The organism is Natrialba taiwanensis DSM 12281 (assembly GCF_000337595.1).
GTDB classification, from domain to species: Archaea; Halobacteriota; Halobacteria; order Halobacteriales; family Natrialbaceae; genus Natrialba; species Natrialba taiwanensis.
Map to the genome: position 1 here is coordinate 25,806 of NZ_AOIL01000062.1, position 22,856 is coordinate 48,661.

Sequence of the window (22,856 nt, forward strand, 5' to 3'; positions counted from 1 at the left end):
CGCGGCAGTTTCGTCCGGATCGTCGCAATAACTTTTGGCCAGCGACACCATTTCTTCAGTGAAGCGGGTAGTGACGTTCATCCAAACTGGCACTCACCCGCTTCAACTCCTTCGATTTACCGACCTATCCCGACGACGTCTAGTGATTCAATGGAGCCATTTAATCCGAAAGACCGGTCGAAACTCGTACCAAAGGTTCGACTGATGGTGGCACATTTTTTCACTCACCGAGCAGTTACTGCCTGCATGGATCCGACCGAATTTCTTCAGGGAAGTACAGTCAGGATATCGGAGGAAACATATGCAGTCTGTCGGACCGATCAGGGCCATCCCGCTGCGTTTGCAACCATTGAGGACGAAACTGAGACGACAGTGGTCGTCGAACACGATGATGTCAGTAGCATCGATGCCAGTGCGGTCGAGTCCGGGTGGAAACGCCTAACGTTCGAGATGAATTTGCCATTCGAACTCGTTGGATTTCTGGCGACAGTTGCGACAGCGCTCGCTGAGACAGATGTCTCGGTATTTGTTCTCTCGTCGTACACGACTGACCACGTATTCGTAAAAGAGAACGACCTTGATGCTGCTGTCCCGCAACTTGAACAGTTGGGTTGTGATGTCACTAACTAATAGTGACCATTAGTGAACCAAACGGTACCTTTACACTGAACTCACCCTCTATATTTAGCGCGCTGTTCTTGACAGGTAACAGTGGGATAAATTGTTGCTCCGGTAACTACTCGACCTGTACTGAACGGCAACTACGATATCGACTCACGACGATTCGATAGAGTTGCTATTTTGACTCTATTGAAATCCTATTCTCAGTACTTCACAAAGCCGGTTAGTTAGAACGTCTGCTTGCTGAAGGTGTGTTCAAGACNCATTTCTTCAGTGAAGCGGGTAGTGACGTTCATCCAAACTGCCACTCACCCGCTTCAACTCCTTCGATTTACCGACCTATCCCGACGACGTCTAGTGATTCAATGGAGCCGTATGAACACAACATGTTTCATTCAGAAGACTCAGATTGAATTGGCTGCTCAGTAAGGATGCGTATGTATCTTCCGTGAGTTCCGAGAAGTTGCACTGATGTGTGTCGTCTATAACATCAAGCGAGCCGTGGAACAGTGAATTCCACCGTCATATGGCGATTTAACAGAGCTCGATGGAGTTATACCGTACACCAACGAACAGTCGCCCAGATGAAAGATCGCATCTCCTGGCGACCAGTCGCGGCGTTCCTCTACGGGCTGCTTGTCCCCTGGGCGGCGGCCGGCGCCGTGATCGGGGCCGCTTCGCGGATTTCGTTTCCTGGTAGCGATGTGGCGTTCTTCGTTGTGTGGGTTCCGCTAATCGTCCTTTCGAGCGGTGCGCTCGCGGCCTGCACGGACCTCCCACTGACGAAGTTCGTCCCCGCCGCGGCGTTCGGCTCGCTGGCGGCGCTCGTCGGGTTTCCGCTGGCAACTGGCGGCGGCGGACCGATCTGGATGGCTATCAGTCTGTTCGGACTGACGTTTACGACTGTCGGCGCCGTCGGCACACAACTACTCCGCGATCCGGACGGCGAGTTCTGGAAGGATCGCCTCTGGTCATACGTCCTGACCGCCGCGGTCGTCGGTTGCGCGTCGATGGGACTTTTAGCGGTCGCCGAGGTGTCGGCTCCGTACCAGTACTCCCCCGGTCTGCGTCGGGTACTCGTGACCGGATTGCTCCTCGTCAGTCCAGTCGCCGGATTCACCGTCGCACACTATACAAGGGTCCCCGTCCGGACACTGCTTTCCGGGATCGTCCTGTTTCCGTTTCTCGCTATTTTGCTCGACTACGAGTTGGTCGGTCTAGCAGCAACGATGGCTGGCCTAGTCGCGGCCGGCGCGCTGACAGTCAGCATTGGGCGCGGGCTCGGTCGCTGGTGATCGGACGCGAATGCACCGGCATCACCGCACAGCTAGCGTCTCGTCGACACGTTGCGCATCACGTTCACGCCCGCACTGACAGTAACGTCGACATCGAACTCGCGGAGCGACTCGACGTGGTTCGTGACCTTGGGGATCGTTAGTTCGCGCCCGCTATCGTGAGCCAGACGAGTAACTGGTCGGCGAGATAGCGGTCCGCCGCGGCGTCTTCGGCATCGAACGCGACGAGCTCTCGAACGGCCTCTTCGCCGACCTCCTCGGCCGGCTTTCCTCGCTCACCGGAGGGGTTCGCGCTCGCGAGAACGTTCTCGTAGTCCGCTCGGAACGTCACCGCCGTGCCGGTCGAGTCCGTTTCGGCGTACCCCGCGGTGCGCTCGATCACGTCACGCAACCAGTAGTTGAGACTGGTCGTTTCAATGCATACACTGTAATCGACATCGGTTTTTCAAAGAAGTCAGGATAGACTGCTCAGTGAGTATGCGAATATACTGATAAAAGCGTAGAGAACCCCATGATGGACAGGCCGGTCACAGCTGTGGCGAAGCGCTTGCGGCGTCAGGATGCTTAACTGGATACAAAACGTGACTCCATATAATGACGATCATCACGGAATTTCGACTACAGTCATCCGACCTTCCTCTCGTCAGTATCCCGGCGACGCTCCCACCCGACGAAATCATGTGCTCCCATTCCCTTTGCCTGGAGCCTGACGCGCAGGTCTTCCTCGTGGAGATCGATGCGGCGTTGGACGTTTCTGAGGCGCAACTCGCAGAACTCGAGGAGGTCACAACGGTAACACCGTTTGGAGAACGGAACGATACAACCGTCTACAAGCTCACCGTGGAGCTTGATGATTCGATCTCTCCGGCGTTCGATCCGGAACGCTTCGAGGGCGCGAAGATGAAATCGACGACCATCACCGCGGACGGCTGGCACGAAACAAAGTTCTTCAAAGACTACGAGACGTTCCACGAGTTCCACACTACCTTCGAGAACTCCGGCGTCTCACTAGAGCTGATTTCTATCACACCCGACGAGACAGAGTCCGACAACACAGCAGAGGATCTGCTTACTGATCGTCAACGCGAAGCCCTGAATCTCGCTATCTCTCGGGGCTACTACGAGAGCCCACGCCAAGTCATGGCCGACGAACTCGCCGAAGAGTTGGGCATTTCGCAACCGGCCCTATCCGGTCTTCTCCGACGCGGCGAACGCCAACTTCTCACCTCTTCGCTCAGCGGCCGGGAGTATTTAAACACCTTATCCAGATAGCATCACATCCAACCCCACTACCGCCCTCTTTTCAGGTGATGACAGCAGATTTCGGTTCTGAGCTAGACAGCCAAGTTGCAATTGTCACGGGTGCGTCTTCCGGGATCGGTAATGCAACGGCCAGATCACTCGCAGCCCGCGGAGCAAGCGTCGTCCTCGCTGCCCGACGTGAGGATGAACTCAACGAACTCGCCGACCAGATAGAGAACGAAGATGGCGAGGCACTCGTCGTTCCGACCGACATTACGGATGACGAGGACATCGACACCCTCGTTGAGACGACAGTCGACGAGTACGGCCAGATCGACATCCTCGTGAACAACGCGGGGTATATGCCACTGGTGAATATCGCGGATGCCGACCGCGAGACGCTGCACGACACTATCGATGTCAACCTCGATGGGCTCATCACGCTCACGCGCGCCGTTGTTCCTCAGATGCTAGAGCAGGGCGAGGGGCACATCGTGAACCTGTCTTCCGTTGCCGGACGATTCCCGATGGAGAACAGTTCGCATTACATGGCGGCGAAAGCCGGGGTCGTTGGATTCGGTGAGGCACTTCGGCGCGACGTTGCTGCTAAGGGTATCCGCGTCGCAACGATTGAGCCGGGCGCTGTCGATACAGAACTCTTAGAGGGTATTCCTGATGCAGAGCTCAAATCGAACGTTGAGGAATTCAATCAATCGATGCGGCAACTCCGGCCTGACGATATCGCCCGGACGATCACGTTCATCGTGACACAGCCGGAGCACATGGACATTAACGAGGTCATGGTTCGACCGACCGACCAAGTGCAACCGTAGGCCACACCGGGCTGATACTCACGTGATTAAGGAAAGAACGCAGGCGTACAGGACACAAATTGCACCAGTCACTGAACGTGACATCTGAACACCAAACCCATGAAGACAGTCGAACTCAACAACGGCGTGGAGATGCCGATCCTCGGATTCGGCACGTACTAGATAGACGACCTCGACGAGTGTGAACGGAGCGTCTCGGCGGCACTCGACACCGGATATCGGCTGATCGATACGGCCGCAGCCTACGAGAACGAGGAAGCCGTCGGCGCTGCCATCGAGAAGAGTGAGGTTCCAAGAAAGGATGTGTTCGTTACAACCAAGCTCTGGATACAGGATGCTGGCTACGAGAGCACGAAAGAGGCGTTCGAACGGTCACTAGAACGCTTGGGACTCGACTACCTCGACCTGTATCTGATCCACCAGCCATTCGGTGACGTGCATGGTTCGTGGCGAGCGATGGAGGAGCTGTACGACGAAGGCAAGATCAGAGCGATCGGTGTCAGCAACTTCTATCCGGATCGCTTGATGGACTTGGTCGCCCACAACGATGTCGTGCCGGCGGTCAACCAGATCGAAACCCACCCCTTCTACCAGCGAGTCGAAGACGCGGAGTTCCTCGATGAGTACGATATTCAACACCAGTCGTGGGGGCCGTTTGCCGAAGGGCAGAACGACATCTTCGAACACGATGTCCTGACATCGATCGGTGACAAATACGGGAAGACAGCCGCGCAGGTAACGCTTCGGTGACTTATTCAGCAAGAGATCGTTGCGATCCCGAAATCAGTTCACGAGCAACGGATTACCGAGAACTTCGACGTCTTCGACTTCGAGTTGAGTTCGGAAGATATGGATACGATCTCGGAACTCAACGAAGGTGAAAGCCTCTTCATAGACCATAGTGACCCAGAGACTGTAAAACAGCTAAGCGAAACAGAATTCGACACCTGATACGTACTCTATTCAGACCAATCGATCCCGTTCACCGACTCCGCAACCGACGACCTTCACCGTTGTCGCCGGGTCGGTCTTCCTCGCACCGCTCACCTGTAGCGGACTCCACGGAATCACGGGCGGCTACACCAGACCACTTGTCGCTCTGGGACTCCTCACCGCTGCTGGGGTCGCCCTCTTCTACTGGAAGACTGCTCCGGAACACAACGGGAGTATTTAAACAACTTTTCAAGATAGCATCGGACTCAAGCAGCTGACTGACCTCGATTAGAACCGAACCATGGACGTTACTAACGTTGCGTCAGCGGACAGGGACGAATCGGAGCACCCGGTACAGGTCGGATCGCCGCTGATTGCCGACGGCGTCGAGAGCGCCTTCGACGGGACGACTGTCAACGCCGCGGAAGTGACCTTCCGTCCGGGCGAGCGCACTAAGTTTCACGCCCACGCTGGCGTGCAGATTCTGTACGTTACCGGAGGTATCGGGATGGTCGGCAACCGCGAGGAAGAACGGGAAGTGTCAGAGGGCGACCTCGTCATCTTCGAATCCAGCGAAGAACACTGGCACGGGACGAGCAAGGACGCTGACAGCGAGTTCAGCCACGTCTATTTCCTCGCCGAACCCGACGAGGGCGAACTAAAGATTCAGGAGGCCCCCTGAATGGAGTACACAACGCTCGGCTCGACCGGGATGGAGGTCTCGAAGATCTGTCTCGGCTGCATGAGCTTCGGCTCGAAGGACTGGTACGAGTGGATGCTCGAAAAAGAAGAGAGCCGCGAGATTATCGAGCGCGCCATCGACCTCGGGATCAACTTCTTCGACACTGCGAATACCTACTCGAACGGAAAGAGTGAGGAGATTCTCGGGAACGTCCTCGCCGATTACGACCGCGACGAGCAGGTCGTCGCGACGAAGGGACACTTCCCGGACGAGGACGACCCGTATCCGAACAACGACGGTCTCTCGCGGAAAGCGCTCGAACAGCAGCTGCGACGCTCCCTCGACAGACTCGGGATGGATACCGTCGACCTCTATCAGATCCATCGCTGGGATTACGACACGCCCATCGAGGAAACGCTGCGGGCGCTCGACGATGCAGTCCGCCGGAATCAGGTCAGATATATCGGCGCGTCGTCGATGTGGGCACACCAGTTCCAGGAAGCCCTGTACACCAGCGACCGGTTGGGTCTAGAGCGGTTTGCGACGATGCAAAACCACTACGCTCTGGCCTATCGCGAGGAAGAGCGCGAGATGCTACCACTCTGTGAGAAGGAGGATATCGGGGTCGTTCCGTGGTCACCACTTGCCCACGGCTATCTCACGCGGCCACACGAAGAGATAGACGCGACGACTCGCGGCGAGACGACTGACCCGCTTTACGCCCACCCCTATCGAAAGGGCGGCGGTATCGAGATCAACGAACGCGTCGAGGAACTCGCCGAGGAAAAAGGCGTGACGATGGCGCAGATTGCCCTGGCGTGGCACTTCCACAAGGACTCGGTAGACGCGCCGATCGTCGGTACGACAAGCATCGAGCACCTCGAACAAGCGGTCGAGGCGCTCGATATCGACCTATCGGACTCGGACATCGAGTACCTCGAGGACCCCTATGAACCGGTCGAAGTTACCACCCACAAGTAACGGCCAACACAAATTGGGAGTGAACGATATCGAGGTTATCCGTCCGTTCTACAGCAGTTTTTCGAGTAGGTACCCACAACAAGCGCTCATTACAGACCGAATAATGCTGCTCAGATGGTAAGCACACCCTCCTCTCGTCGCGCTGTCTTCCAACGTATCGCTCAGACTTCATACTACAACTGGCCCACCTACACGGATACCCCACTGTACGACCGGAGTTCGACGGGCGGGCTAGCTGAAGACGTTCGCATTCTTGCAGGAGTTTGGTTCGAACACGATGCTCACGGTTCCATTTGGGAGTTCGTCTGCCACTGGCCGCTGGCCTACTTCAGATTCGAGACCCACGACCGCTACGAGAGTTCAACGCGCTACGAGTTGGATACGCTCTTTCGCGTGTTCGTCCTGAAAGAACTCCACGGATGGGAGCACGAGACAGTACTCCGCGAGTACCTCGAAAGCCATCCCGAACTCTGTGAGTGTCTTGCGCTGGAGACGTTCCCCGACCAATCAACACTCTGGCGCAGTTGGCACATGCGCTTCACCGATGATCTTCGTGAGACGGCCCAGAAAGTGGCTCGAACGATCCTCATCAAAGCGCAAAACGCGGATGTCGCTGTACCACGCGAACCAGAACGAAACCTCCCGTATCGAGGCCACGATACTACTGAATCGGACCCAAACGACCAAGCCATCCTCAACAAGGCCGGAACGATTACCAAGCACGTCAGTCGCGTCGTGTTCCCTGCGTTCTCGTTAGAGCGTGGCGAGGGCTGTGAGATCCCCGAGAACGCCTACTGGGGGTTACAGACCTACTTAGGGCTCCGTGAGAACTTGGCGGCAAACGAGGGTGCTCGGAGCTTCATTCACGAGTCGACGCGTGATCGAACACCACTCGGGTACGGTCATCGCGACCAGATTCGTGATATCCCTATCGAGCAGATTCGCGAGATGTACCGACAGGCAGTCCAGCAACTCATCAACGAGCTCGCGGAGACGGAGGAGTTCTTCCGTGCAGGCATCGTCGCGATCGACATTACCGAGGATGACCCCTTTACCGGCGACCGCACCGGCCACGAGGACGAGATCATCGGGACGAAGGAAAAGAACGACGAATACGCCTACCAGTGGGCGACAGTCCAGCTAGTCGGTAACGCAGTTCCGCTCGTCCTTGATGCCCGTCCGATACGGAAAGGCGAGTCACGCAAGGAGATCGTCGAGGACTTGCTGGATTCGGCTGAAGAGCTCGTATATGTCGATAACGTGCTAATGGATCGGGAGTTCGACAGTCAGCACGTCTTGGAGATGATCAGCCAGCGCGGCCACTCCTACGTCGTCCCGAAGCGGATGCAGACCAGCGAGAAAGCCCAAGCGAAGCGGTTGCTCCAGCGCGATCAAGACCGGTACGAGACTGACCGCGAACTCCATCTCGGGAAGAATGAGTGGCACGAGACGACGCTGATCTACCGACGCAAAGAGAACTCTGAACACGATGATCACCGGCAGTACTCGGTGTTCATGTCCACCCGGGGTGGGAGCTTCCTCAGTGAATATGGATATCTCTGGGAGATTGAGAGTGGCTACAGGTCGATTAAGCGATTCATGGCCGCGACGACGTCGACGGATTTTGGGCTCCGATTCTTCTACTTCGCGTTTGCGTGTCTCTTGTACTCGATTTGGCGAGCGGTCGACCTGCTTGTGCAGGTCGAATTGACTGGTGAGTACGAACACGCGCCGATAGTAACGGCTGACAATACACTCACGCTGCTGAAGAAGGAAACCGGAATCGGATAGGGCGGTACTCTGTCCAGGACAATGAGGATTCCTGAGTGGCAACACTGTCGGGAATCTCGAAAACCCACCGGTCTAGTTGGTAGTACGACATGATCACACCATCGAGAGGGAATCCGAAGCAGCTTCGCCTCGAAAATTCGACCGAAACCACGCATCACAGGCCCGCTATACACACTGTAGTCTCAACTTCCAAGACTCGCCCAGAAGTTGCGACTGGCGTGCTCAATGCATGAGTACAATCGGCGCGACTGCACTCAGTCGGTACATATAAGCCACCAACCTACGTGGAATCAATCAACTCAGTCGTATGACCCACTTGGCTGCTCGTCCGTTCATTCCTCTTGTTGCGATAATCGCGACCGCATAGCGGCCGTCGCATAGCAGCAGCACTCGGGTCGCCTCACCTCACTACGCGTTCCGTAGTCGCACTTCCTCAACAATGATCTCCACCACAAATGCAGACAGTCACTGGGTCTCTGGTCTACAGCGGCCAGAAATCCACTGGAAAACGAATCGATTCGCACCTCGAACCAGTACCTATCGGTAAACAACCAGCAGTCGTCTCTCTCAACACTCGGGGCTGTATCCTTGATCTCGGTGACTGTGAGATTTCGCCCGAATCCCTCGATAGCCAGAAAACGCGCACCTTGTCGGGGGTGTGGATATGAGCCAGCAACAGGACGTAGCGGATGCCACGAAGGCGGACACGTCTTCCCTCTGGAATAACTGGGATTTCCTCCGCCTGTTGTTCGGACGATTCGTCACGAACGCTGGCGATAGTCTCTACACAATTGCTGGAACATGGCTGGTCTACGACCTCACCGGGTCGAGTTTCTACACCGGTCTTGCTAGCGCGTTGCTTCTCCTGCCGCCAGCACTTCAGTTCGTGTCTGGACCGCTCGTCGACCGGTGGCCACTCATCCGGACCCTCGTGTGGACGCAACTCATTCAGGCTGTCCTCATTCTATTGATACCTGTCGCGGCCTACTTCGGTCACCTCTCCGTCGAGCTGATTCTGATAACGATTCCACTCCTCTCGTTGCTGAACCAGTTCGTCTACCCCGCTCAGAACGCGGCACTCCCTCGGATCGTCGCTAAGAGTCAGCTGACACGCGCCAATTCGGCGTTTTCGTTCGCCAACCAAGGAACGAACATGGTGTTCGACGCACTCGGTGGAGTCCTCATTGCCGTGGTTGGAGCTGTCTCTCTGTTCGTTCTTGACTCGATCACGTTCGTGGTCGCGGTTCTCTCGTTCGTCGGTGTCCGGGTTCCTGAACGTCCCGATACAGGTGACCAAGAGGCTGAAATTGACGCTTCCGGATATCTATCTGACCTCCGAGATGGAATTCAGTGGCTTCGAGGCACGGTATTTAGCGAAATGATGCTCACCACGGCGGTCACCAACTTTGGGACCGGTATCATGCTTGCCGTGCTACCGGGGTTCGCAGCGGTTCGTGGTGGCTCGATTCTCTATGGGGCGTTGCTCGGAGCAATCGGTGCGGGTGGCCTCATCGGCGCGCTGATTGCGTCTCGACTCACTCATATCAGGTACGGCGCTATCCGAATCGTTGGGCTCGGAGTTGGATTCTTCCTGTGGGTCGGTGCGGTCTACTCTCCGTGGCCAGCGCTTACAGTTGCCTTGTTCGCGATAACTGGGATTCCGATCGGTGTTACGAATGTGATGGGTCAGACGCTCATTCAGACAGTTCCCCCCGAGGACCTTCTCGGTCGAGTCACGTCCGTCGATGCGAGCGTCTCCACGCTCACAGTACCGATCGGTTCGTTCCTCGGTGGAATTATGGGTAGTCTGGTCGGTGTCGTTACGACGATGGCCGTGGCCGCACTTAGCTTCGCATTCGTTAGCCTCTATTTTTCGATTCGTCCACGCTTGCGCTCTCTCCCGTCGATGGACGATATCGACCGAGGGGAGTTCTGTATCCGTGACAGGTCATCATCAGCGTCGGGGAACACCTACTGAGGTCAGTATGCTGCTCACTTCCTATCTCGGCAAAAGCAGGGTTCAAACGAACGGTATGCAGATACAGGAAGATCGACACAGAGTCAAAGCTACTGCTCGAAATTGACGTGTTCAGCTTCCGCGGGACTGACCCCGCGGCAGCGTTCCTGCCCCGACTCACAGAGAAACACGATATCGCCGAGACAGAGTTTCTTGTCGATGCTGGCGGCTATCTGACTGCCCTCGATCGCCATGAATTGAGCGGTCAGTTCAACTACAGCGATCGAAACTACGTCGAAAAGTGGTTTCAGACTGTTTCGATGTGGATCGACCGCTTTCACTCCTTCTGGCGAGGCAGTCCAGCCAGTGCACGACGCTGGCTCAGACGCTTCAGACACCATTATAACCACGATTGTCCGAATCAAGCGCTCAATGGCCGAACACCAGCCGAGGAGGTTCTGAACTAGACAGTGCCTTTCGCGAATTTCATGCACGCGGTCTAGATCCTGTCCGTTGAGGCCATCAGAGCCCACTTACATCAACGTCGCTCCTGCTAAGTATTGTGTTGAAGTGTGACTATGCGAATTCTCTTCTCAACTGCAAGGCTAAACCTGTGCCACCACAATCTTCATATGAATCGAGGAAATACGATACGATGAAGATGGTTCAGAATACCCTCAACCGAATCTGGAATCGCCTCGTAAATCGCTACGAGCAGGATGAAGAGTCCGACTGTTGTGGAGCCGCTATCGAAGAAGTCCAATCTGATTCGACAGAAACCGAGTCCGAAAGCTGCTGCGAATAACTCGGATCGAGAAATTCAAATATGTCTAAGACAGATTCGTCACCCGACGAAGCCTACAGTGCACTCGAACGGCTATACGACGATCCAGAAGAACGAATCGCCACCTTACAGGATATCCGGCCATCTGAACAAGATGTCACCGGTCAAGAGACCGTCTTCAAGGCCCTCGGGAATGAGGACCGCCTCCGTGTTCTGAGTGCACTCCGGGAATCCGAGTGCTGTGGTTGTGAGTTACAGATCGTGCTCGACGCCCCCCAATCGACGGTCGCCACCCACCTCCGGAAGCTGAAAGAGGCAGGCCTGGTCAAATCCCGGAAGAAGGGGAAGTGGAGCTACTATCGCATCGCCGATACCGCAGTCTTCGAACTGCTCGATCTCGCCCACGCCATTCAAGAGGACGTTTGAAATGCTTCCACCAGGCCTTCCCAACGCGCTCCTTGACTCGTGGGATTACTTCCTGCACCTCGCCGTCATTCTCGTACCGCTGTTTATCGGGGCCTCCTTCCTCGTGGGTCTCGCACAGGAGTATCTCCCCCCAGAGAAAGTCGAACGCAAGCTCCATGGTCATGACGAAGGGACTGGCAACGTTGCTGCAGCTGGCTTGGGTGCGGTAACACCGTTTTGTTCGTGTTCGACTGTCCCTGTCCTCGCCGGTTTGCTGCAAGCAGGCGCGCCGCTTGGACTCGCGTTCTCGTTCTTACTCGCATCGCCACTCGTGAACGAGATTGCCGTACTGCTTCTCATTGGCCTCTTCGGGATTGAGGTGACTATCTACTACGTCACGATCACCTTCGTTGCCGCTGTCGGCGGTGGCATCATCATTGGCCGGCTCGGATTAGCCGACCACGTCAAAGAGATCCGAATTACGGATAATACGAGTCAGGCCGTAGCGGACGGCGGGACAGTTGATTGCTGTGCCGGAGGGACAGCAAATGTAGAGCAGACGCACCGACAGCATTTCGAATCGGCCGCGCGTGAAGCGTGGTCGTTCTTCGTCGATACACTTCCGTACCTTATACTCGGAATGGCGATCGGTGCGCTGATTCACGGCGCCGTTCCGGTTGATGTGCTTCATACTGTTCTTGGTCCGGAGAATCCACTTGCCGTGCCGTTAGCGGCGTTAGCCGGTGCCCCGGTCTACATTAGTCTCAGCGGCATGCTCCCCATCGCCGCCTCGCTCAGCGAACAGGGGATTGCAATCGGGACCGTTCTTGCGTTCGTCATCGGTGGCGCAGGCGTGAGCATCCCGAATCTAATTCTCCTAAACAAACTGTTCAAACGCCGGCTATTGCTCGTCTACGCTGGAACCGTCGTCACAATCGGTATTACCGTTGGCGTCGTGTTCAATCTCTTCATCGTCTAATTTCCAAAATATGAGAGACCAACACTCAGACCTCCTTAGTGAAGGTAGCAAGCCTGTTGGATTACAAACTGGGTCCTGGCCCATCAAACCAACAGTCGACACAATCCTTGTCGCAGCGGACTCCAAAAAATCTGATACCTATCCGACAAACAACGATGACTGAAAACACAACCACTCAAGAAGAGTCAACTTTCACTGACGATGAACAGCACGAGACAGTCCGCGATCGATACGCGGAGGTAGCATCTGATGATACGGGCTGTTGCGAATCGAGTTCGAACGCTGACTGCGGTAGTGGCACGGAGTCACCAACAAGTGACGATACCGATACAGAGACGCTAACCGGGTGCTGTACAAATGATGAAACGTCAACAACATGGGCGGAACAAGTTGGGTATAGTTCTGAAGAGATCGAGTCGGTTCCGACTGATGCGAACCTCGGACTTGGGTGTGGCAATCCGACCGCTATCGCAAACCTGATCCAAGGGCAGACGGTTCTAGACCTCGGCTCCGGTGGAGGATTCGACTGTTTCCTCGCCGCAAACGAGGTCGGCACGGATGGACACGTCATCGGAGTCGATATGACTCCCGAGATGATCGAAAAAGCCCGTGCAAATAGTGAGGAAAACGACACTGAGAACATTGAATTCCGACTTGGTGAGATAGAACATCTCCCTGTTAGTGACGATACCATCGATGTCATCATCTCGAACTGCGTAATCAATCTCTCACCCGACAAGCGCCAAGTGTTTGAAGAGGCCTATCGAGTGCTCCGACCCGGCGGTAGACTGGCTATCTCGGATATCGTTTTGACCGCTGAACTCCCTGACGAATTACGTGCAGATCTCGACTCAATCGCGGAGTGCGTTGGCGGTGCAACACGAATTAAGAAATTAGAGGGTCTTCTCGAAGAGGCGGGATTCCAAGACATCCAAATCGAACCTCAGGACGAAACTCAAGACTTCATCCGCGAGTGGGGTGACGACCGCGACTTAGACGAGGTACTCATTTCTGCAACTATCCGGGCACACAAGCCGAGCAATTAGCCACTACGTTGGAATTTACTCGTAACTCTTTCTGAATAAGTTCGAACTGATGTAGCTGGTTGATTTCTGCCAAGTCTATTACGCCTGTCTATACGTTCTCTTTTTGACAGTTCAGAAAACATCAAGTGAAATAAAAGGAGTGTTGTGCTGCATACAGCCACTGTATCCAACACGCAGTTTTGACAGTTACCGGAGAAACCGACCATCGCTCTGTTACCTACTTGACCTGTACTGATCAGTATAGACACGCTCTTGCAACCGGATCAGCAGCACTCGGTCAATGGGCTCGACGCCGGCTTCGCGACGTGATATTTTCCGGACGATCGCGACGACCTCATACCATGAGTGGCCAGCATACGACACGACACCGCTGTACGACCGAAGTTCGCTCGGTGCACTCCAAGAAGATATTCGAACGGTCGCAGCGGTTTGGTTTGCCCACCGCGCTCACAATTCAGTTGATGAGCTTATCTGTGGATACCCACTGCAGTACGTCGATTTTCGGCCTCATGATCGCTACAGCGGTCCAGCGACGTATGAGATGAGACTGCTAGTGCGTCTGTTTCTCCTGAAAGAGGTCCACGGTTGGGACCATGAAACAGCTCTGATCGAGTATCTTGAGCACCGGCCAACTGTTCGCCGACAATTTGAGCTTGCGACGATCCCAGATCAATCGACGCTGTGGCGAACATGGCACGACCGCTTCTCGACTGAGCTTCAAGAGACGATTCAGAACGGCGCACAAACCATCCTCATCAACGCCGACAGCGAAGGCGTTCCCGTTCCCAGGGAACCTCCGGAAACGATTCAGGACTCCGAGATCCATGATGACGCTAGTCTCACCGATCATGCGGTGCTCAACCAAGCAGACGAGATTACCGAGCAGCTGAGTCACCTCGTCTATCCAGCGTTCTCGCTTAATCGCGGAGACAACTGTGAGATTCACACGAACGCGTTCTGGGACCTCCAGACATATCTCGGACTGCGAGAGGACCTGGCAGCAAACGAAGGAGCACGCAGTTTTCTCTATGATTCGAATCGAGAGCGAACACCGTTAGGACACGCCCATCGGTCGCATATCCGTGACCTCTCGATCGACTCGATCCGTAAGATGTATCAAGCGGCACTGAAGCGGCTCATCGACCGAGTGTCGGAGACAGAAGTTTTCCATCGTGCTGGACTCGTTGCGATCGACACGACCGAAGCAAAGCCCTTCACAGGCGATCGAACAGGCCACGAGGACGAGATACTCGGTACGAAAGATGGCGAGTACGCTTACCAGTGGGCAACCGTACAGTTGGTTGGGAAGGCTGTCCCGTTAGTCCTGGATGCTCGGCCGATCCGAAAGGGCGAGAGCCGCCGCAAGATCGTTGAGGACCTGCTAGACTCGGTGCAGGACCTTGTTCACGTCGATCGTGTGTTGATGGATCGAGCGTTCGACAGTCAGCATATCCTCGAAGGAATCGATCAACGCGGACTCGGATACGTTGTCCCGAAGCGGATGCACACGAGTGAACGAGCTCAAGCAAAGCGTCTACTCCGGTGGGATCAGGATAACTATGTCACTGATCGAAAACTGCACTTAGGGAGGAACGAGTGGCATGAAACAACACTGATCTACAGACGACGGGAGAGCGCTGAGAGTGCTGATTACACGCAGTACAGTGTCTTCATGACGAACCGCCACCCAGGAGCAGTGCACCACTATAATTCGCGGTGGGGGATCGAGAGTGGCTACAAGAGTATCAAGCGATTCATGGCGGCGACGACATCGAAGAACTTCGGGCTGCGGTTCTTCTACTTCGCGTTCGCGTGTCTGTTGTATTCGATCTGGCGAGCAGTTGATTTGCTCGTGCAGGTNTGAATACGAGCACACACCGCTTGTGACGGCTGAGAACACGCTCACGCTGTTGAAGAATGAGACGGGAATCGGGTGAAAAGTCACTCTACCCCCACGAGAGAGCTGTTTCTGAGTGGCGACACTGGAGGGGTTCTTGGAAAATCGCCGAACCTACTCTTTGGCTAACAGAAATTGGCGGCTGAGGGAGAGTCTGAAAGATCGCCGATAGACTGATTTGTCCGAATTCACCCATAACAAGCCTGCTAAACGGCCTATAGTCTCATCTTCTGAAGGTTCAATTCCATATAGCATTATGGGATATATTGGCTACGAATTTGAGAGTATAAGGCTCGAGACTGCCACAGACGCTCTCGAGAGTGTTTCCAGCATTCACTGTGTCAAAAAGTAATTTAACCAAGTAAGTTTATGAGGGTGGACGCTGTACCCCACAGTGAGTCTCATGGATTCGGGAAATTCGGCACCTATAACCAGATCTGGAGGCCACTACTCCTCCGGGTTCGACCGTCGATGAGTCAATCAATCGCTACCTGAACTCGCTGGATTCAGCTAGTAGAACAGGGGTCGCGAGGATTCCCGCTCCAAGCCTCCATCGCGTGATCCTCGAAGTAGGCATATAGGTCTTGAGGGGCTGTGTATTGACCCCCGTAGTGAACAGCAGGTCCGTTCGTGTCGATAATATTTGAGTCGAGATCTTCGGTAAACCGTAGATCGGATCGCTGGTAGATCTTGTTTCCGTCAAGCCAATAGGTAACAGCACCGTCAGGATTGGCCCTCCCATCTTCGACAGTATTGACTTGCACAGTATATTTGAAGTTATACCACTCGCCAGGTACGATCTCTGGCTGAGCTAGCGCGTAACGCTCTCCGTCAATAATATAGTCCGTATCATAGATCCGATCCATATGGTAAGTGTATGAGTGAAGATGAAATGGACCGTCAGGGTCAGTCTGCCAGTTGGTAACGTACAATCTGTTGCTCCAACCGTTCGTGCCATCGGGTTGTCCACCACCGGCGAAACCTTCGCCTAACGAAGCCGCACAATTCCACAGCCGACAAGAGGCTTCTTCGCGGCCCTCCATGCGCCAATTTTTCCCGATCGTGAAATTGAACTCGCCGGACAACTTGGTTGCACCCCTCACAAACTCGTAATGAGTGTCAATCCCCCAGTGCCCCCCATCTTGAGCACGTATTTGCAGTGCTGTGTCATCCGTGTATGCCGGAAAAGATCCCAACGAAATATTGTCTCTATCGCCAGCAGAGCGCCAATACATATCGCTCCAGGAATTATACTCGTCGTACTCTAAGTGAGTCATCTCAGTCTGCCGAATCTCGGTTTGGCTGCCAGGACCATCAGTATTCGTATCGTCCGGCTGCATACCAAGCACTCCAGCGCTGAGTATGCTACCAAATACGATCCCAGCCCCGCCTTGCATCGCCTGACGTCTGGTCACTCTACGCGAGTCCTGATCGCTTTGCTCCATTCACATTCATACCGAGATAAGAAATCGTATTGTATTTACTGGCCTATTGTCAATTAGAACAGTATTACTATCATTACAGGGTAGACTCCGTTCATTTGAACGTAAAGTACTCGTTTTGCCACTGGTTGACGACAACTTCAGCCATCCTCTCGGAAAAATTCCGTGAAACCACTATGAATAGAACTTTTGGCGACATGGCACCTTCCAGATGGTTTGCATAGAAGTATCGAGACCTTGCCAAACAGCAAATACAGCGCCACGCCGTATCTATCGGGTTCCCCAACTAGTGGAGTTGATCGTCGCCAGCGCATAAAACGTCAACGGGAGCAACGTGACGAGGTACAGAATGCCGTACACGGGAGCGAGCAGGTAGGTGGTGAAGTCCTCACGGCTGTACGGTACGTTGCGGATGTACGCAATCGCGAAGATGATTCCGACGTAAATCAACGGAATACTCGCGGCTGTGGTTAGGGAGCGGAAGATCACAGCACCAAACCCGAAGAAGACCAGTGCGAACGGCAGCACCATGTCCATGGCGATCATGCCAGCTAGGAGCTTGCTCCGGCTGGGTGCCCACCGAAGGGCAAGCATCGACTCGCGCCAGAACGAGCGCATCCAACGGGTCTGTTGGGTCAGGTAGTCCCGGAGCTCGTCGGGCGTGTCAGTCAGGACCTTGGCGGTCGACTGGTAAACAACCTTCCCACGTCGAAGTGCGTAGGATGTCATATGCCGATCGTCACCAAAGGTACACTCCGCACCGAGGAACTCCTGATTCACGTAATCATCGAGGTTATTGACGACCAATTCGCGCCGGTAAGCGGAGAACACACCGCTGCAGACAATCACGGTTCCGAATACCGACCGGCAAGCGCGCTCAACATTGAACGCAACCCAAAACCGCATGTCGATCAGTTTACGGAGCAGTTTTTCGTCTGGATCGACGATGCGGGCCTGTCCCGTGACGGCTTGAACCTCAGGGTCATGAAAGGGTTGGACTAATTCTCTGATCGCGCCGGGTTTGACGAGCGTGTCTGAGTCGATCGTAACGAACACGTCGCCGGTAGCCTGTTTGAACCCTTTTGCTTGGGCGTGACGCTTGCCCTGATTCTCATCTAGCCGCGCAACGTTGACGATTTCGTATTCCTCGGCGTACTGCTTAGCGACTTCCCAGGCACCGAGGTGATCGCTTCCATCGTCAATCACCCAAATCTCTTCGAGGTTATCGTAGTCTTGGTTAAGTACGGTCTTGAGGCCGCGTTCGAATAGATCAGCATCCTCATTGTACTCCGGGATCACCACGGACACACTCTCCCCATCGTAATCATAGGAGTGATCGACCGGCTCGTAGAACCGGGCAATGAATGCTTTGAACAGAATGTATGTTATCGCAACAATACCATATATCCCAATAGGGATACCAAAGGCCTCCCAATTGAGGGCAATCCAAGCGATACTGCCAACGCCGATATTTGATACTGGCATTAGATTCTTTCCCTAATAGCTCTGCTCGGAATCGAACCCGAGAGCACCCCCGGACCACCCAGAGCCGTGTATCTGCTATTATCTAGTTTCCTAGTGTCAGTGGAGAGCTGTCGTCAGCGGAAGATCCCCTAGTCCTCGCTGAGATCCAGCACGATGTCGTATTCGCCTATTACCGCTTCGTTCTAGTCATAGATTGAAATAGCCAATAATAAGCTTTCTTGTTAAGAGTCCCTATCAACAAATATCCTACAATAAGATTTAAATTATTGGTAGACATGATAACTCATACCCACAGGAAATTACTATATATTTTAGTAGAGTAGCTGATATAGGCAGTGGTAACTCAGCGAGAAAACCATCAGACAGCGGCAGGATAATCTGACCCGTCTATTATTGTTGCTCAAATGGAGACGATCGCTCTCGAACCGATGCCAACTTCGCGCACGCACGGCGGAACTCATTGAAATACAGTATATAACCTATCGTGTTGAGGAGAGTAGCTGTGCATGTGTTGTAAATGTCGGATAGAGACGCTCCGAAGAAAAGCTAGCTAAATGCTGCTTTAACCAAGTAATTTTAGGAAGGGGACGCTGTACCCCACAGTGAGACTCATGGATTCTGGAAATTCGAGCCCTACAACTGGTTCTCGCGATCATGACCCAAAGGGTTCGACCATCCAACAGTCGGTCGACCGCTACCTGAACTCGCTCGATTCGGGCGGCAGTCGCGCAAGTATGCGGCCGGCGCTGACCGAGTTCAGTTCGTTCTGCCACGAGGAAGAAATCGACAGCGTCGCTGAACTCGACTCGGGTGACTGCCGCGAGTACGGCCTTCGACTCCGTGAACGTACGATCGACGGCGACCTTGCGGGTTCGACAGCAAATACGTACTTCCGGTACGTGCGGGCGTTCCTCTCGTTCTGTGTTCGCGATGAGCAGCTCGACACGAATCCCGCAGACACCGAACGTGCCGAGGAGTTCCTTCCCGAAGATCGACCGACGAGAGACACGCAGTTCTGGACGCCCGAGCAACGCAAGCAACTCCTTTCGTACGCAGACGAACGCGTGCAGATGGCTCGTGAAGAAACTATCGACGTGCCGCTCGAACGTGCCTACCGCGACCGAACCATTGTCGTCTTGCTCGCGGAACTCGGCGTTCGCGGGGCCGAACTCTTTCGCGACAGAAACGACGACGATCGGCGTGGTCTCCGGTGGGGCGACGTCGATCTCGACAACCGGACACTCGAGGTGTACGGCAAATCTCGCGAGTACGAGGCCGTCGGGCTGACCGACCGCGCTCACGACGCGCTCTCGCGCCTTCAGCGTGTTCACGAGCCACCGATCGACAACTGGCCAGTGTTCCCGACCGGGCATACGGCGAGCAAGTACCAGGCTGTTGAGGACGCTACAGGCGAGCGTCCCGAACCCGGCAGCGACATCGATGCAATTCTTCACGAGCAGGCGATCGCCCCGCCGTCGATCACGAAAGAGGCCGGCCGGCAGATCCTCAAGATGCTAACCAGCGAGGCCGGAATTGAACTCGAGGGCGACCAGGAGTATCTGAAGCCCCACGGAGCGCGACGGGCGCTCGGTGCGGAGTTGTATGAACAGGGTCACTCTGAACTCGCACAGGCGGCGCTGCGGCACAAGTCAATTGAGACGACCCACGAGGCCTATAGCGATATCCAGGCTGCCGATGTTGCTGAGTCGATCGACGAGGGGCGGGAGTAGTATGCCGGCGTCAACGTATACGTACACATGTAGTTGCTCTATATGTGGATATCACCGTGAATTCCTCAAGAAGACGAAAGCGAAGTGTGCTCAGAACTATCACAAGTATAAGAAACGAGATCACAAAACATCTGTGAACGAGCATTTCGGACAGCTGAGCGGGAGGGAAAGCACAAAACTACAGTATTGGACATATAAGCGGTCGTACGAGTTCGAACGAAACTACAAGTGGTGGATGTGGTTCTACCAGTTCCTCTGAATCTGGATGCATTCCAGCAATTGATTCTAGGCGGTGTTCTGGATCGTCAGAAGTGAGATGATGGGTAGTTAGTTCGCAATAAAGGGCTCTATTGAATCCAAAGACGGCGTTGAGAACAATTCTTAGGATCAGGTGACCTCCATCCTATAGAACACGAAAGTACACTCACAGTCTGATTCGCAGATAGCACAGTTCCAGTCGTCGAGATAATCATCGTACTCCTCGACCCGCTCGGCCCCAAAGTCTTCTACGTAGTCTGTCGTATCTCTACCCTGTCTGTTTCGAAGGAGCATAACCCAGACATCCTGACCCAGTTCGTACAGCCCTTCAATCACTCGACTTATCATAGGGCTAGTAATACTCCCACCCTGTGCCTCTGCGCGTAGAGTCAGATTTCGAAAATGTCCCACTGGGAAATCTTCATGTGAAAACACCTCTTCAAGGGGGACTGACATATATTCATCCATCTCCTCGGCGGTGTACGTCCCGAACAACCCGAATCCAAGCAATTTGTCTGTCTGAGATAGTACCTTGGGATCATCCACTTCCGTGATTGTTTCGCCGGAGTAGCAGACTAGTAATTCACGATCGTCTCGATCGATACGTTCACGCATCGCGGTTTCAGCATCACCTGCTGCTGTATATTTCCTGAAGTACCCCGGTGCCAGCTGGTTGTTGGCGATCTCGCTTATCTGTTCGATTACTGTTAGTGAGTCTATATTTGATCCCATGATTGATACTCTCTTTGTTGATCCATAACTCCGGAGAATGGTTTCGAGTTGAATAACAGATTAAGATGGGCGAGTAGTGTTCTCAAGGCCTAAGTTCAGTGCTTTGAATCAAAACCTCTATCCTCCCTCTTATTGTACAGGCGGAGCAGGCCGAGTGCCTCGGGGCCGTTCGGGAGAGCAGAGCTCTCCCATTATGACGAGACGCCTTCGGCGTCTCGAACCACTTGACCCGAGGCAGTTCACAAGTCGTCATGGCGGCCGGTGGCTAGGATTTGTTCCAGGCAATCGAACCCTATCTGAACGCACCCACTGCCGACGTAGTCAACGAGACATTTGAGGACGCTGGTTTAGGGTGATCATCTCTAAAGAGTTGATTTGGTCCGGAGTCCTGAGCGCCTGTGATCGATCTCTCACGGACCACTGTCGAAGTAGTCCTTCTGTGATCGCCCGATTCGTGAGCGGCAGCGCTGTTTCATGCCACTTTATTTCGTATTGTTCTTGTTTAATTCTCAGATGACGGGGTGATGGTGAGCACCATTCGTTTGCTATACGCAAGAGTACGTTAGAATGAACAGCTAGTCTATGCATGACAAATCTAGCTAGCCGACATCAGCTATATGGGAACTAACACAAAGAGGCTCTGTTCTACAAGCAGCGAAAATTCGGCGGCTTCAGCACACCTCTCGCGAAATGCGACAATATCTGACATCAATCTGAGGGCGTTTCAAACGATAAAACGCTGTTCTAGCCAGAAACGCGTAACTAGACAGTGCCCGTCCCTCCATCATATTCACAAGGACGAGTTCACTCTCCTCAGTCGGATTGAAGACTGACATGTCTTGGGCGGGATGGATAGTCGTGGAGTCACTATTGAGTGGTGGAGAGTGTTCCCTGATTGAGCGTGAGTCCACGTGGGATATCAATTTGGGTGGTGGAATCCTGAGCAGCAGGGTGCTCAGCCTCGTCGGATATGGCAGAACCATTGAAGGCTGGACTAAAGTCAACCTCTGTTGAGCCCAAGTACCCTCCACCTCGATGCAGATCATTCTGGAGCAAGCAGTACAGAAAGTGAACATCGTCGGGAGCCGCGTAATAGCTCAACTCTGCGCTTGCAGACGGGTCTTCGAACGGATAGAAATCTTCCGTCAGCGTTTCATGGAACAGTTCGGTTTCCGTAATCGCTGTTGGTGAGGCGTCTTGCTGCTGGCGTGATCCAGCTCCACGCACAGCCGAGTAGGGACCAACGCCAATCTTCCCAAGCAATTCGACCCGCGTTTGACTACTTCTAATGAAGACAGTACCGTTATAACTGCCTTCGGTCTGAATCTGCAAGGGAATTGGCTCAGGAGAGTCAACACGGAATGGCGCACCAACCACTACGGTCTGTGTGAGGTCGCCAACCTGGCCGGTGTCCGAATTCACCCACAATGTGGCGGTATCTGTCGCAGTATTCGCAGTTTGTCCATAGCTGCCGAGGAAGAAAGGCGACTCCACAGTGGTCCACCCCTCAGTTGTATCATCAAGCACGAGTTCGTCATCCTCACCTGGGTTGAAGATAGGGATGTCTTGGGCGGGCTGGACAGCTGTCGAGTCAATAGCGCCAGTTATACTGACTGCACTCGATGTAAGGAGGCTGGTAGTGGTGATACCAGTGCCGAGGCGTTTGAGTGTCGTACGGCGGGTATAGTCGTTGCTTGTCATGGGGGATTCTGGAAGAACGGGTGCCAACTCTATCACTCGTATTCTCTTCTGCAATTTATGAG

Annotated in this window: 18 protein-coding genes and 4 pseudogenes (1 of these 22 only partly in view); 16 read left to right on the plus strand and 6 right to left on the minus strand. The window is 54.2% G+C overall.

The window, feature by feature from the left end:
* Positions 1-81: pseudogene (locus tag C484_RS22555) on the minus strand (transposase) (it extends 747 nt beyond the left edge of the window).
* Between the two features lie 165 nt (positions 82-246).
* Here C484_RS22555 and C484_RS17985 point away from each other — a divergent pair.
* Positions 247-630, plus strand: a complete 384-nt coding sequence (locus C484_RS17985) for an ACT domain-containing protein (RefSeq protein WP_006827310.1) — start codon at positions 247-249, stop codon at positions 628-630.
* A 575-nt stretch (positions 631-1,205) separates the two neighbouring features.
* A complete protein-coding gene (locus C484_RS17990; RefSeq protein ID WP_006827311.1) occupies positions 1,206-1,916 on the plus strand; it encodes a hypothetical protein in 711 nt (236 codons plus the stop codon).
* Positions 1,917-2,055: 139 nt separating this feature from the next.
* On the opposite strand, the gene C484_RS17995 is transcribed toward C484_RS17990, so the two are convergent.
* On the minus strand, positions 2,056-2,298 hold the full coding sequence (locus C484_RS17995; protein WP_152422749.1) for a hypothetical protein: 243 nt from the start codon (positions 2,296-2,298) through the stop codon (positions 2,056-2,058).
* A gap of 212 nt (positions 2,299-2,510) precedes the next feature.
* On the opposite strand from C484_RS17995, the gene C484_RS18000 reads away from it, so the two are divergent.
* The 12 genes and pseudogenes from C484_RS18000 to C484_RS18055 all read left to right on the plus strand — a co-directional run bounded on the left by C484_RS18000 (position 2,511) and on the right by C484_RS18055 (position 15,486).
* Positions 2,511-3,188 (plus strand): helix-turn-helix domain-containing protein, encoded by a 678-nt coding sequence (locus C484_RS18000; RefSeq protein WP_006827313.1) that lies wholly within the window; start codon positions 2,511-2,513, stop codon positions 3,186-3,188.
* Between the two features lie 38 nt (positions 3,189-3,226).
* Positions 3,227-3,991, plus strand: coding sequence for an SDR family oxidoreductase (locus C484_RS18005; protein WP_006827314.1), 765 nt, complete (start codon positions 3,227-3,229; stop codon positions 3,989-3,991).
* A 162-nt stretch (positions 3,992-4,153) separates the two neighbouring features.
* On the plus strand, positions 4,154-4,741 hold the full coding sequence (locus tag C484_RS24480) for an aldo/keto reductase (protein ID WP_275040137.1): 588 nt from the start codon (positions 4,154-4,156) through the stop codon (positions 4,739-4,741).
* A gap of 484 nt (positions 4,742-5,225) precedes the next feature.
* On the plus strand, positions 5,226-5,606 hold the full coding sequence (locus C484_RS18015; RefSeq protein ID WP_006827317.1) for a cupin domain-containing protein: 381 nt from the start codon (positions 5,226-5,228) through the stop codon (positions 5,604-5,606).
* Positions 5,607-6,587 carry an aldo/keto reductase gene (locus C484_RS18020; protein WP_006827318.1) on the plus strand — a complete coding sequence of 327 codons (981 nt, stop codon included), beginning with the start codon at positions 5,607-5,609 and terminating at the stop codon, positions 6,585-6,587.
* Positions 6,588-6,701: 114 nt separating this feature from the next.
* Positions 6,702-8,378, plus strand: a complete 1,677-nt coding sequence (locus tag C484_RS18025; RefSeq protein WP_006827319.1) for a hypothetical protein — start codon at positions 6,702-6,704, stop codon at positions 8,376-8,378.
* Positions 8,379-9,042: 664 nt separating this feature from the next.
* Positions 9,043-10,356, plus strand: coding sequence for an MFS transporter (locus C484_RS18030; protein WP_006827320.1), 1,314 nt, complete (start codon positions 9,043-9,045; stop codon positions 10,354-10,356).
* A 62-nt stretch (positions 10,357-10,418) separates the two neighbouring features.
* A pseudogene (locus C484_RS18035) lies at positions 10,419-10,802 on the plus strand (IS6 family transposase); the annotation flags it as partial.
* A 359-nt stretch (positions 10,803-11,161) separates the two neighbouring features.
* Positions 11,162-11,545, plus strand: a complete 384-nt coding sequence (locus C484_RS18040; RefSeq protein ID WP_006827322.1) for an ArsR/SmtB family transcription factor — start codon at positions 11,162-11,164, stop codon at positions 11,543-11,545.
* Position 11,546: 1 nt separating this feature from the next.
* On the plus strand, positions 11,547-12,503 hold the full coding sequence (locus C484_RS18045) for a permease (RefSeq protein ID WP_006827323.1): 957 nt from the start codon (positions 11,547-11,549) through the stop codon (positions 12,501-12,503).
* A 155-nt stretch (positions 12,504-12,658) separates the two neighbouring features.
* Complete coding sequence (locus tag C484_RS18050; RefSeq protein WP_006827324.1) at positions 12,659-13,549, plus strand: arsenite methyltransferase; 891 nt, start codon at positions 12,659-12,661, stop codon at positions 13,547-13,549.
* 280 nt (positions 13,550-13,829) lie between these two features.
* Positions 13,830-15,486: pseudogene (locus C484_RS18055) on the plus strand (transposase).
* Between the two features lie 466 nt (positions 15,487-15,952).
* Here C484_RS18055 and C484_RS18060 read toward each other — a convergent pair.
* Together C484_RS18060 and C484_RS18065 are read right to left on the minus strand one after the other, a co-directional pair.
* On the minus strand, positions 15,953-16,786 hold the full coding sequence (locus C484_RS18060; protein WP_239641010.1) for a hypothetical protein: 834 nt from the start codon (positions 16,784-16,786) through the stop codon (positions 15,953-15,955).
* Positions 16,787-17,158: 372 nt separating this feature from the next.
* The gene (locus C484_RS18065; protein WP_006827327.1) at positions 17,159-18,373 is read right to left on the minus strand and encodes a glycosyltransferase; all 1,215 of its coding nucleotides are present in this window, start codon (positions 18,371-18,373) and stop codon (positions 17,159-17,161) included.
* 611 nt (positions 18,374-18,984) lie between these two features.
* Here C484_RS18065 and C484_RS18070 point away from each other — a divergent pair.
* Positions 18,985-20,103 (plus strand): tyrosine-type recombinase/integrase, encoded by a 1,119-nt coding sequence (locus C484_RS18070; RefSeq protein ID WP_049915665.1) that lies wholly within the window; start codon positions 18,985-18,987, stop codon positions 20,101-20,103.
* Between the two features lie 387 nt (positions 20,104-20,490).
* On the opposite strand, the gene C484_RS18080 is transcribed toward C484_RS18070, so the two are convergent.
* Positions 20,491-21,093, minus strand: a complete 603-nt coding sequence (locus C484_RS18080; protein WP_006827329.1) for a hypothetical protein — start codon at positions 21,091-21,093, stop codon at positions 20,491-20,493.
* Positions 21,094-21,335: 242 nt separating this feature from the next.
* Here C484_RS18080 and C484_RS25045 point away from each other — a divergent pair.
* Positions 21,336-21,449: pseudogene (locus C484_RS25045) on the plus strand (site-specific integrase); the annotation flags it as partial.
* A 511-nt stretch (positions 21,450-21,960) separates the two neighbouring features.
* Here C484_RS25045 and C484_RS18085 read toward each other — a convergent pair.
* On the minus strand, positions 21,961-22,856 hold an 896-nt coding region (locus C484_RS18085; protein WP_006827330.1), incomplete at its 5' end, for a hypothetical protein.

Coding starts and splice junctions, on each gene's coding strand:
- C484_RS18025 (WP_006827319.1), top strand. CDS start 6,702: ATGGTAAGCACACCCTCCTCTCGTCGCGCTGTCTTCCAACGTATCGCT.
- C484_RS18045 (WP_006827323.1), top strand. CDS start 11,547: ATGCTTCCACCAGGCCTTCCCAACGCGCTCCTTGACTCGTGGGATTAC.
- C484_RS18060 (WP_239641010.1), bottom strand. CDS start 16,786: ATGCAGCCGGACGATACGAATACTGATGGTCCTGGCAGCCAAACCGAG.
- C484_RS18070 (WP_049915665.1), top strand. CDS start 18,985: ATGGATTCTGGAAATTCGAGCCCTACAACTGGTTCTCGCGATCATGAC.
- C484_RS18065 (WP_006827327.1), bottom strand. CDS start 18,373: ATGCCAGTATCAAATATCGGCGTTGGCAGTATCGCTTGGATTGCCCTC.
- C484_RS17990 (WP_006827311.1), top strand. CDS start 1,206: ATGAAAGATCGCATCTCCTGGCGACCAGTCGCGGCGTTCCTCTACGGG.
- C484_RS18050 (WP_006827324.1), top strand. CDS start 12,659: ATGACTGAAAACACAACCACTCAAGAAGAGTCAACTTTCACTGACGAT.
- C484_RS18015 (WP_006827317.1), top strand. CDS start 5,226: ATGGACGTTACTAACGTTGCGTCAGCGGACAGGGACGAATCGGAGCAC.
- C484_RS18020 (WP_006827318.1), top strand. CDS start 5,607: ATGGAGTACACAACGCTCGGCTCGACCGGGATGGAGGTCTCGAAGATC.
- C484_RS17985 (WP_006827310.1), top strand. CDS start 247: ATGGATCCGACCGAATTTCTTCAGGGAAGTACAGTCAGGATATCGGAG.
- C484_RS18080 (WP_006827329.1), bottom strand. CDS start 21,093: ATGGGATCAAATATAGACTCACTAACAGTAATCGAACAGATAAGCGAG.
- C484_RS18005 (WP_006827314.1), top strand. CDS start 3,227: ATGACAGCAGATTTCGGTTCTGAGCTAGACAGCCAAGTTGCAATTGTC.
- C484_RS18030 (WP_006827320.1), top strand. CDS start 9,043: ATGAGCCAGCAACAGGACGTAGCGGATGCCACGAAGGCGGACACGTCT.
- C484_RS18000 (WP_006827313.1), top strand. CDS start 2,511: ATGACGATCATCACGGAATTTCGACTACAGTCATCCGACCTTCCTCTC.
- C484_RS18040 (WP_006827322.1), top strand. CDS start 11,162: ATGTCTAAGACAGATTCGTCACCCGACGAAGCCTACAGTGCACTCGAA.